This is a genomic window from Methanofervidicoccus sp. A16 (assembly GCF_003351865.1).
GTDB lineage: Archaea > AGJL01 > Methanococci > Methanococcales > Methanococcaceae > Methanofervidicoccus.
Genome location: NZ_CP022242.1, coordinates 498,628 through 510,129, shown reverse-complemented (window position 1 = coordinate 510,129; position 11,502 = coordinate 498,628). Strand labels below are relative to the sequence as shown.

Below are 11,502 nucleotides of genomic sequence, written 5' to 3'. Positions count from 1 at the left end.
GTTATATACTCCCTTTAAAATTTAGTATTATAGAGTCATTGTCAAAGATCTCAATTATCTCAAACTAAAGATAATTATTTTAACAGCAAATTTTTCACAAAATCCTTCTTTTTAATAGCCTCTCTACAGGCCTCCTCTATCTTTCTCTTCATACGTTCAAGTTCCTCCTTATCAGGTTTCATCTTATCTACAACCTTCTTTACAGGTGTATATGGAGACTCCCTAAACCCTGGAATAAGAGGTATCTTCCGATCTCCATCTATGATATAACTCCCCTCTCCCTCCTTCACTTTCCCTACCACCTTAGCACCAGTTTTTTTCATTATCTCATCTGCGTACTCCTCAGGTGTTATTATCAAGAGACTGTCTATAGATACACCTAAGGGATCTATATTTAACTTTTCCAGCATCTCTAAAACCTTAGGGTTTATAACATCAAGTACCTTATCCATGTAGAACTCTAAGGAAACCTTGGCAGATCTTGAAATCTCGTAGGCGTCCCCCCTCAGTCCTCCATTTGTCACATCTGTCATAACATGGATGTACTTCACCAGATCACTCTCAAATAACTCCTTACATGCCTTCAAGAAATCTATATTGAGAGTCTCATAAACTACTGAAAACATCCCATGGTATATGGCAGTTGTTGCTATAGTACCTCCTCCACTCCCCCTAGTCATAAGGATTATATCTCCAACTTCAGCCCTCCTCCTTGCAGTAGGAAGGGCATCCTTTATCACACCAATAGCCCCCACTGCACTTACCATCCTCTCCCCCAATACCATATCTCCCCCTACTCTAAGGGTACTCCCTGCAACCAGTGGCACCCCTATACTCTCAGATACTGCACATATACCTGCTGTAAAATCTAGTATCTTGGACACATCTCCATCATCTGCCAGATGGACATCACTTATAAGGGCAACAGGTTCTGCACCCATAACGTATACATCCCTTAGACATGCCCTTGTCACATGGAAACCTGCCAAGAAGGGGAATTCACTTAACCTGGAGTGAGTACCATCAATTGTGGCTACTATATACTTACCCTCTGCCTCCACAACTCCACCGTCATCCTGATCCCTAGTATCTACAACTGTTTTCTGGTTGGTACTCTCGATGATCTTCCCTATCTGTTGGTGTAGAAAGAAATCGCCCTCTCCCCTACTACCTCCACCTATCTCTCCCATGCTAACTCCAGATCTTTTGTATTCTAGAAGACTTTTTAGTTTTGGATCCTCTATATTCTTGTAAGATTCTACCGTTTTCACCTCCTTTAGAACCGCCTCAAGGAATTCCCTAGCCAGTTGCTCATCTATCTTTTTAAACTCCATAACTATCTTAACACCCTCCTCAATAATAACGTCTTCAGGTATATTCTTTCTTAAACGTCTCCGTACATATTCTTCTATATCCATCGTACCACCATACTTTAATAATAAAATAATAATATAGTCCAGTATGGCTTTATAAACTATAATCATTAATAAGAGTAAAAAATAAATAAAAAAGAAAGATAAAAATTTTCTTAAGAAAAAGAATTAATAGAAATCTCGCCTGTTTCTCCAATACTTAGTATAAGTCCAAGAGACAGATACTAGATTTTGCTTTTTCACCTGTATTTATTCTTTATTTGGGTATTAAATGTCCAAGATTTTTATTTTTTAATAATATTAATTATTTTTTGGATCTTATAATTATTATTTTTTATTCAAGATCCCGGATGATCGTTATTAGTTTAAAATAATAAAAATAATAAAAAACTGGAAATATGATAAAATCCATAAACAACAGTTCTTGTTAAGGAATATATGGAATCCACTTCTCAAGTATTCAGAGATATTCAAGAATTATTTAATCTGTTTATGCTAGTTTTTTAAAGATTTAATTCTAATTTTTTAACCCTAGTTCCCATTAATGATTGTAATTATTAAAAAATAATAATTATCATAATAAGAATAATAAAAATCTTAAGAGGGATAATAATAAAATAAACCTTAATTCCCATCAAAGTAAGATTTAGATAATAAAAAGATAATAAAATTAATAATAGCAACCTGTTAAGAAGGATCTGCTCCACTTCTATAGTATCTTATAGTATTTCAGGAGAGATCATCTATCTCTTATTTTGATTTTAATACCTTTTTTTATACTTTTATTTTTTATAATTATAGTTATTCTTATCAGAATTTTTTTGATGGGAATTAGGGTTTTTTAATATATTATCTATATTCTAATTTTAATTATTATTATTATAATTTTTTTAATAAAATTAAAAATTATATTAAAAAGATGATTGAGTATGATATACGACTTCAGAAGAGAGAAAAAGTACGGGTATACAACAGGTGCCTGTGCTGCAGCGGGGGCATACTGTGGTATTTACTACTTAAAGAAAGGTGTGAAGTTAGATTACGTAAAGATAGAGAACGATAGGGGAGATATACTTATAATACCTGTGGAGAAGGTGGAAGGAGATATCTATTCCAAAAGTGCTACAGTCACTATTAGGAAGTTTGCAGGAGAGGATATAGACATTACTAATGGAATAGAAATTATAGTGGATACCAAGATCGTAAAGTGGGAGGGAGGGGAGAGGGTCAAGATAGTTGGTGGGAAAGGTGTAGGTATCGTTACAAAGGAGGGATTACAGGTTAAAAAGGGAGACTGGGCTATAAATCCAAAACCTCGGGAACTTATTATTAGAAACATAACTCCTCTTCTAGATAAAGATGAGGGGGCTATAGTGAAGGTCTCCGTTCCCAAAGGTGAGGAGTTGTATAAGAAGACACTGAATCCCAAACTTGGGATAGTGGGGGGTATATCAATCCTTGGAACTACAGGTATAGTTAGGCCCATGTCCAATGAGGCTTATAGGGAGTCGTTGGTGCCACAGATAGACATCGCCCTGGCGAAGAATCACAGGATGTTGGTATATACACCTGGAAATATAGGTACTAACTATGCAAAGAAACTTCTAAATGTTGAGGAGGACCAGATAGTGGAGGTTTCCAACTTCTGGGATTTTATGATAGATAAGGGAGAGGAGAAGGGAGTTGAGGGCATCCTTATATTTGGACATGCTGGAAAGATTGTTAAACTTGCAGGAGGTATATACAATACCCACTCTAAGGTTGCAGATGGGAGAAACGAGATATTGACTGCTTATAGTTCCCTATATATAGAGAATAAGGATATCTTAAGGAGGATACTTTATGGAAACACCACAGAGGAGATAATAGGCATCCTAAGGGAGGAGGGAATTCTTCATCAGGTGTTTAACGATATAGCGAGGAGGGTAGTTGAGAGAACTAAAAGTAGGTGGAAAAAAATAGACTTCAGTTGTATTATTATAGATATGAGAGGGAACATCTTAGGGAGTTGTATAGGGGATAGGTTTTTACCACTGTTAAAAATAAAAATATAAAACTCTAATATCTCTATCAATAATTAGAAGTTAGAAAACAGCCCAAGATAAATATAAAAAGTTTTCTTTTTTAATTCCTTCAATTATATTTTTTACTATTTAAATGTAAATTATTTTAATATTTATTGAAAAATATTATCCTTTAATCTTATATTATAAATAATTAAAAATAATTTTGATATAATAAAAATACATTTTTACCTCTTTTATATCACTCTCTATATCAATAAAAAGGTGACTCTATGGAGGAACTATTAAACAAAATATACACAACTCTAAATGGAGAGGATAGATATATCTCAGAGATATCTAACATATTTCCCTATGTTCATAACGAGAAATTTAGAAAGTACTACCATCTACTCTTAGAGTTATGTAGTAGAGACGTAGTGATGCATTGTTTGGCTGTATCTCTTTACACCTACGAAGTTGGTTTAAAATTAAAGAGCAAAGGCCATAATATAGATCTAGATCTGGCAGTATATGGTGCACTACTTCACGACATAGGGCGAAGTAGAACCCATGGTATAAAACATGGAGTTGAGGGGGGAAAGATAGTAAGGAAGTACAACTTAGGTGAGGAACTGGCTTTAATAGTAGAGAGGCATATTGGAGGAGGGATTCCAAAAGAGGAGGCTGTCCAGTTAGGATTACCTCCAAGGGACTACATCCCCACAACAGTGGAGGAGAAACTTGTGGCACACTGTGATAATCTGATAAGTGGTACAAGGAGAGTGGATATAAACTTCGTGGTGGAAAAATTTAAAAGAAGATTATCCTGTGACAGTATAAATCATCCAGTGATACTGAGGATTTTAAGGTTAAACGATGAAATTAATCTACTATTAGGTGAAGAGAAACTTCGTCATATTGAGTGTAACGTAGAAAGACAACATACCAAAGGTCATACATAGGGTACTACCTACTACCATTCTACTAAACTTTAAACCGAAAAGGGGAATAGTAAACAAAAATCCAAATATTCCTGTGCCTATTTGGATAATCTCCATACATTTTGCTATCTCTTGCGGTGTTACAGGAGTTCCATTAGGTAGTAATGCTGCAGTTATGTTTAGATAACCACCAATGATACCTGCAGTTGCAGGAACAACTCCACAGAGTATTATTAATCCTACTGCAAGACCGTTTGCAGTAACACTTAACAACTGTGTTCTTAGATTTTCCAAGTCTTCTAGAGTTTTTGCAAGAGTAGCTAAAGTTTTTGCTAACTCTCCTCCATATTTCCTATTTTCAATAAGTAACCTCCCAAGTAATCTAAATATCTTTGAATCCATACTTGTTGAAACTAAAAGTACAGCATCTTCAAAACTTAATTTTTTATCGGTGATCAACTTAACTATTTTTAAAAAGACTATATCAACCTCTTTTATATTACTCTCGATAACTTCATTGATGGCATCTACTACTGAACGTCCAGATTCTAACGCCAATACCATTACATAGAGAGCCTTAGGTAAATTACGCTCAAATCTCTCTATTTTTATATCGTAGATAATCCTAGGAAGTACAAATACAGAGAGAGAGTACATTATAAGTAGTATGATGAAACTTTTTAAAGTAAGATTTAAGAAGTATTTCAACAGAATAGGTATTACTGCAGAGAGTGCTATAGTTATTAGATATGCTCTCTCGCTTATCCTGATACCACATTCCTTTAACAAAATAATATTACGTCTGATTGTGTACAAATATAAGTCTTGAAGACTTATCATTATTTCACTCAATTTTTAACTTTATAAATATTGCAAAGATGGCTGTTGATATAGGGGCTATCTTTGTCAGAATTAAATCTACAGTATCTATTATACCACTAAAACCTGTATTCCCCTGAATTGCTGAAAGCATCATCCCTGAGAAAGGGAGGATTATACCTACACCAAATATTAGATTACCTAAATTTGTTATTTGGAACTTCGATGAGTCTATTTTAGCCATTGATTCTCTAAGGATATCGTTGTATAGACTTTTTAACAGAAGTTGAGTCCCTCCCTTATCTACAGCCACTATAAGTTGAGTGTATAACTTTTTCATTAGAGGTATTTTAGTTCTAAATCTCGCCCTCTCTAAAGCCTCTTTAAAACTATAACCTCCTTTTTCAATATCGTAGATAACTCCTTTAAATTCAAAGGAGGGGATACCATATTCAGGGTTTTCTGCTATTTTCTTAATACACTCCTGTAGAGATAGTCCGGCATTTAGTGATGCTATCATATCTAGGAGTGTTACCATTATTTGGATTTTTATATCTCCTCTAAATAGAATAAGTTTTATCTTTGGATAGTATATACCTGCAACAATTGTCAATATACTTGCAAATAGTCCATTTATTAAACCTATGAATATATTATCTATAAAGTTCAAAAAGTATATTATTCCTACAACAACAGATATAATAATTACCTTCAAAAAATACTTATTTATATCCCTAATACCTATATAATGAAAATCTCTTAAAGAGGGCAAATATTTACTACGGATTACACAGTAAGAAAAATTTGTAATATAATCTTTTAAAATATTCATATAAGAACGTTCTAGTAGTTCATCTAAGTCTATCTCTATTTCTTCTAATTTTTTTCTCTCTAAAATTTTCTCGTAGTCTATATACTCTTCAATATCGTAGAATTTCATTATGTCTTCATCGATATCTTTATATTCATCAATTAATTTCTTAATATCTCCTAAAGAAATTTTCTTCCTTTTTACATGCCCCCTGGCCCTTCCAATATTTAATTTAAAATAGATCAACCTGTCTATGGCATCTATTATCCATAAAAAATATTTTTTAATCGCCTCTAAAAATTCTTTAAATAATATTTTTAACTTTTCTAGAGTTATATTTACCATCATACCCACCATACAACCTCGCCCTTTATAGGGGCAGGGAGGAAAGATAACTATTTTAAATTTATGTTTTAAAATTGAAAAGTATTTATACTTTGTTATCAAGTGTTTTTAAAATAATATATCCTAACTATACCAATGATTCCAATAATACCCTTATAAGAATGTGATAAGATAAAAAAGAAAATTAGAGCCTTATACTCTTGAGTAATCTCTCTGGATCCTCCTGATATCTTCTTATTAAACTACCAACACTTTCTATATCTCTTATATTGTTTCTAACAGCATACTTTAATACTTCAATTCTGTTAAGTCTATCTTCTATTAACTCCTCCCTAGTTATACCAGCAATTTTACAAACCTCTTCCTCCCACATACAGATTCCTTCTCTTTTTAAAGTATCCTCTAGACTGTTATAAGTAAAGAGGAGGGTCTTTGATATATCCTCACTAGAACCTCCAATTTCTATAACTTCCAGTATTCTCCTTATAGTTTTTCTGTTTCTCTTAACTCTCTGCTGGTTTATGATAAAGTCGAGAGAGGATAACATGATCTTAGGAACGTTCATCGGTGGATTTATTAGTCTAAGTATAGCTTCACTTGCACTATTTGCGTGGATAGTTCCAGAACAGTTAGAGACTACAATACCTCCGTTACTTCCTGCTATATAGGTGTGGTTATCCTCAACTGTAAGATCGTATATATAACCATCGTATTCAACTTCCTCAATGGAAACAACTCTATCCCAGGAGATATCCATACTTGGAATATATAGGCTCTCTGCTATTACATCCCCACCTATAACACTCCTGTTAATTGTATCCCATCTTTCTCCTCCTATATCTTCCCTAGGAATGGCTATGTAATCTCCAACCTCCAAGGAGGAGGCGTTCACCTCGAAAATAATACCTCGTAGTACATAAACTGGATGATCATAAGTAAGGGTTATCTCTCTATTACCTTCAGTCTTTATTCTTAGAAGTTTTCCAGAGTACCTCTTTCTCCAGACGTGAGATATCAATTTGTTCTCAATTTTCAAGGAACTCTTGTTGAAACTTTTGATATATACGCCCTCCTTAGATACATCTATCCATTTAAATCCATTATCTTCCTCTACTACTTTGTACCCTTTCTCAAAGAACCTATCTACAAAATCTCCTATTTCCACAACTGTTCCATCAGATAAATAAATTAACTCCCCACCAATTAATGCACCGTCATGACCAGTGTTCATAGCTACTAAGAGGGAGTGGGCCTCCTCTCCTCTAACCTCTCCTACAAATATCCTATCAGGTCTCATCCTCAGGGCGTTTTTAATTAAGTCGTTCATAGTAATCTCGTAGCCAGGAACTCCAGGTCTTGGAGGCCTAGTTATCATCTTTATTACATGATCGTGAGGTATTTGAAGTTCTGGAGTATCTTCAATAGTAACTATTCTGTCGGTATACATGGAGAACATAGATATTACGTTGAGGGTTGTAGTCTTACCAGAACCTGTACCTCCTGCAATTAAGGTATTAGCTGGTTTAGCACCAAAGTACCCCTCTACAGCCTGCCATAGGAAGGCTGCAAATTCAAAGTTGAAGGTTCCAAATTTTATAAGATCAACAACTGTTAAAGGATCTTTTGTAAATTTACGGATAGTTAAAGTATTCCCCTCTGGTGTAACCTCCTTTATTGTAGCGTTAACTCTACTTCCATCAGGTAAAAATGCATCTAACATAGGAGTTCTGGCGTCTATAGTTCTTCCTGCAAGTAGTGCTATATTCTCTATAATTCTCCTTAATTCTTCCTCATCAAAATAGATGTTGGTTTTACACATCTGGTACTTCCTATGGAATACATAGGCGTATTTATATTCCCCATTTACCATTATTTCCTCTAATCTATCATCATTTAAAGGTATCTCCAAAAATCCTAATTTACCAATAGCCAGATAGAAGTACTTTGCTAAACTTCTAATTTCTGGATCTTTGAGGTCTAAATCGTACTTTTCTACATAGTTTAACAGATATCCGTATATTTCACCAATACTATTGAACTCTCCCTCTGATATATCTGTTTTTATCTCCTGAACATTATTATTTGGTAATTTTGACAGTATACTTAATATTTGGTCTACCTCAGGTATTGTATAGTGCATATATCCATCTTTTTTTTCTATAACTACCTCAAACTCCATATCTTCTACTTTTACAGTATAGGTATCTATAGCATTTGAGGGTGATACTATACTCGGCTTTTCAAATTTAATAGGATGCTCTTTCCAAGGTTTTGGTACTGGAACCTCTTCTTTTATAACAGGTTTTTTAACTACTTCTGTTGGTGGCATTATAACTTTATCAGTATTACTCTCTACTTTTTCAACACTCTCAGTTTTATCTAAGATTTTACTTTTTTTAACAATAATGGATGTAGGTTTAATACTCTTCTTCTTAATTTTGTCAAATAGTCCTCATATTTAGATCCCTCATTTTTCTATTTTTAAATTTTTGAATATTTTTATAAATTTATGAGAGTAATAAAAAATATTATTATAATCATTATTTAAAACATGGACTAAAAATTAATAAATAAAAAAGTTTTTAAAGAGTTACATCTATGTCCAAGTGTTCTGTCAACTCCTTGTATCTATTTCTTATAGTAACCTCTGTAACACCTGCAACATCAGCAACCTCTCTCTGGGTTCTTCTTGTTCCATGGAGTACGCTGGCGATGTATATTGCAGCTGCAGCTACACCTGTTGGGCCTCTACCACTTGTTAACCCCTTCTCACTTGCCTTCTGAAGGATGGCAATAGCCTTAGACTCCACCTCTCCAGGTAGATTAAGTTCAGAGGCAAATCTTGGGACGTAATCTATTGGACTTGTTGGAGCCAACTTTATATTCAACTCCCTTGTTAGGAACCTGTAGGTTCTACCTATCTCCTTTCTATCTACTCTGGAGACTTCAGCAATTTCATCTAATGTCCTTGGAACCTTACATATTCTACAGGCGGCGTAGAGGGCGGCTGCTGCTACACCTTCTATACTTCTACCTCTAATAAGTCCCTTCTCTACAGCACCTCTATAGAGGATTGCAGCATTCTCTCTTACATTCCTTGGAAGTCCTAACTTAGATGCAATTCTATCTAACTCTGAAAGAGCATAGGCCAGATTTCTCTCCGAGGCATCTGATACTCTAATTCTTCTCTGCCACTTTCTCAACCTGTAGAGTTGAGCCCTCCTCTCTGCAGAGATATCTTTACCATAACTGTCTTTATTCCTCCAGTCGATAACTGTAGATAATCCCTTATCATGAATAGTGTATGTTATTGGAGCCCCTACCCTACTTCTCTTTACCCTCTGCTCATGGTCGAAGGCCCTCCACTCTGGTCCTGTATCAAATAGATTCTGCTGTAAGACACAACCACAGTCTGCACATACAATTTCTGCTCTCTCGTAATCTTTAATTATATTTTTACTATTACATATAGGACAGACTAACTCCTCCTCCTTTTCAAGAATAACATTTTTTGATTCTTTTTTTTCTTTATTTTTTTCTTTTTCTACGACACCCTCTTTTTCTACAGTCTCCATTTTCATAATTCACACCGTTAAAACAACTTTTTAAGGTGGTTCTTATTATTTACTTTTTATTGGAGTGTCTCCTACCTCTCTTTTCATCTAAAATAAAGGCCTCCCTACGACGTAGTGCTATCTTCTTTGCAGTATCATTTATGGACAGGATAGAGACGTAGGGTTTATTTACTGGACCAAAAACCTCATACACCCTCCCTAACACTCTTCTTTTAGATCTATCTAAAAAAACAGTTGATTTCAACTTAGGTTGATAATTTACCCTACCAACGATCTTCCCGTTGGGCAGTTCATGTAGTATCTCTACCCTCCTCACGGTACTCCTCCACTTTGATTAACTTATAGATTTAGAAGTATGAATATAAACTCCTACATGCTACATCCCAATACACCTTTTGAAGAACTACTATATAAACTTTTCGAAAAATATATATATAAGTATCTCTTGTGTTTATCAATATATTCCAATAACTAACACCTACTTATTGACAGGACTCTCTTAAACTATAAAAATAAAAAATATAAAAATAATAATAGATAAATATAATAACAAATACAATAATCCTTAAAACATTGTTAAAAAGGTGAAATGCTATGATACTATTTGAATGGGGTACCTACAATGCACTCTCTACACTTAAACAGGCTGCACTCTTAGGTACAAGGATCACAGAGATACCTCCTGCTGTCCTATCTAAGAGGATGTCAACAGATTATTACGAAGATTATAGAAAAATAGGAGAAAAGTACTTTACTTTAATTGTGGCACATGGTCCTTACTATAACCTAACATCTGAGAGGGGATTAAAGGCCCATCTTACAGCGATAGAGAGGGCTACAATCTCTGGTGCTAAGATATACAATTACCATCTTGGTAGGAGAATAGGAGCAGGAGATCTAAATGTCCATCTAGAGATTCTGAAGAAGTTCAATAGTATAAACAGTGAAATGATATACTCTCCAGAACCTGCTACCAATGAGGAGGAGTTTGGTACATTAGATGAAATTGAAGAACTTGTCAAGGCTGCAAAAGAGGAGGGAATAAAGATAATACCATCCCTACAGTTGGAGAATATATTCCTAAATGAGTTAAAGGTTTACGAAACTGGTGATCTGGTAGAAGCATCTGAAAAGGCAGATGCAAAGTGGTGGTTAAATATCCTCGAGAGAATGGATAAGATATCAGAAAATATGATACATATTAGATTCTCCCAGGTAGTGGGTATTAAATATGGAGAGAGGTTCTATAAAAAGAGAATGCCTCTAGGAATGGGATATCCACCACTTGAACCTTTAGCAGAGGCTCTCTCAACCTATTTCGTAAATAATAGTATGGCAAAGGTAGTTAAAAAGATACTGTTCCTCTATACAGGACTACCAGAGGTAAAGTATAGAGATCTGATAGATATCTATGCTACAGTTATGAAATTATCCATAGATAAGTTAATGAGTAAGAAGACTCAGAAAGAATATGGAAAATTCTACGCCTCTCCTAAGGTAGAAGAGGATAACGATTAATTTAAATATTTTTTTAATTTTTATAATTTTAATAAAAATAAGGAAAATTATCCTTCCGATTTTATAAGTTATAGTTTTTTAGTATCATCTCTGATTATCTCTTCTATTTCAACT

Annotated in this window: 9 protein-coding genes; 3 read left to right on the top strand and 6 right to left on the bottom strand. The window is 34.3% G+C overall.

The features are described 5' to 3' along the window. Positions 1-74: 74 nt before the first annotated feature. Entirely contained in the window at positions 75-1,418 is a 1,344-nt protein-coding gene (locus CFE53_RS02400) for an AIR synthase-related protein (RefSeq protein ID WP_148120310.1), read from the bottom strand. Positions 1,419-2,302: 884 nt separating this feature from the next. Between CFE53_RS02400 and cbiD the strand changes: the two genes are divergently transcribed. Together cbiD and CFE53_RS02390 are read left to right on the top strand one after the other, a co-directional pair. After that, on the top strand, positions 2,303-3,427 hold the full coding sequence (gene cbiD, locus CFE53_RS02395) for a cobalt-precorrin-5B (C(1))-methyltransferase CbiD (RefSeq protein ID WP_148120309.1): 1,125 nt from the start codon (positions 2,303-2,305) through the stop codon (positions 3,425-3,427). 242 nt (positions 3,428-3,669) lie between these two features. Next, entirely contained in the window at positions 3,670-4,341 is a 672-nt protein-coding gene (locus tag CFE53_RS02390; protein ID WP_148120308.1) for a TIGR00295 family protein, read from the top strand. Here the strand turns inward: CFE53_RS02390 and CFE53_RS02385 are convergent. The 5 genes from CFE53_RS02385 to CFE53_RS02365 all read right to left on the bottom strand — a co-directional run bounded on the left by CFE53_RS02385 (position 4,273) and on the right by CFE53_RS02365 (position 10,186). Beyond that, entirely contained in the window at positions 4,273-5,160 is an 888-nt protein-coding gene (locus CFE53_RS02385; RefSeq protein WP_148120307.1) for a type II secretion system F family protein, read from the bottom strand. The genes CFE53_RS02390 and CFE53_RS02385 overlap by 69 nt on opposite strands. Positions 5,161-5,164: 4 nt before the next feature. Continuing rightward, on the bottom strand, positions 5,165-6,295 hold the full coding sequence (locus CFE53_RS02380; RefSeq protein WP_148120306.1) for a type II secretion system F family protein: 1,131 nt from the start codon (positions 6,293-6,295) through the stop codon (positions 5,165-5,167). Between the two features lie 184 nt (positions 6,296-6,479). Then, complete coding sequence (locus CFE53_RS02375) at positions 6,480-8,624, bottom strand: ATPase, T2SS/T4P/T4SS family (protein WP_148120305.1); 2,145 nt, start codon at positions 8,622-8,624, stop codon at positions 6,480-6,482. 253 nt (positions 8,625-8,877) lie between these two features. Beyond that, positions 8,878-9,876 (bottom strand): transcription initiation factor IIB, encoded by a 999-nt coding sequence (locus CFE53_RS02370; protein ID WP_148120304.1) that lies wholly within the window; start codon positions 9,874-9,876, stop codon positions 8,878-8,880. Between the two features lie 43 nt (positions 9,877-9,919). Next, complete coding sequence (locus tag CFE53_RS02365) at positions 9,920-10,186, bottom strand: H/ACA ribonucleoprotein complex subunit GAR1 (protein ID WP_148120303.1); 267 nt, start codon at positions 10,184-10,186, stop codon at positions 9,920-9,922. 278 nt (positions 10,187-10,464) lie between these two features. Here CFE53_RS02365 and CFE53_RS02360 point away from each other — a divergent pair, with 278 nt between their 5' ends. Beyond that, positions 10,465-11,388: a hypothetical protein gene (locus CFE53_RS02360; RefSeq protein ID WP_148120302.1), complete on the top strand. Its 924-nt coding sequence runs from the start codon at positions 10,465-10,467 to the stop codon at positions 11,386-11,388. Positions 11,389-11,502 lie beyond the last annotated feature (114 nt).

Coding starts and splice junctions, on each gene's coding strand:
- cbiD (WP_148120309.1), top strand. CDS start 2,303: ATGATATACGACTTCAGAAGAGAGAAAAAGTACGGGTATACAACAGGT.
- CFE53_RS02360 (WP_148120302.1), top strand. CDS start 10,465: ATGATACTATTTGAATGGGGTACCTACAATGCACTCTCTACACTTAAA.
- CFE53_RS02370 (WP_148120304.1), bottom strand. CDS start 9,876: ATGAAAATGGAGACTGTAGAAAAAGAGGGTGTCGTAGAAAAAGAAAAA.
- CFE53_RS02375 (WP_148120305.1), bottom strand. CDS start 8,624: ATGCCACCAACAGAAGTAGTTAAAAAACCTGTTATAAAAGAAGAGGTT.
- CFE53_RS02400 (WP_148120310.1), bottom strand. CDS start 1,418: ATGGATATAGAAGAATATGTACGGAGACGTTTAAGAAAGAATATACCT.
- CFE53_RS02385 (WP_148120307.1), bottom strand. CDS start 5,160: ATGATAAGTCTTCAAGACTTATATTTGTACACAATCAGACGTAATATT.
- CFE53_RS02380 (WP_148120306.1), bottom strand. CDS start 6,295: ATGGTAAATATAACTCTAGAAAAGTTAAAAATATTATTTAAAGAATTT.
- CFE53_RS02390 (WP_148120308.1), top strand. CDS start 3,670: ATGGAGGAACTATTAAACAAAATATACACAACTCTAAATGGAGAGGAT.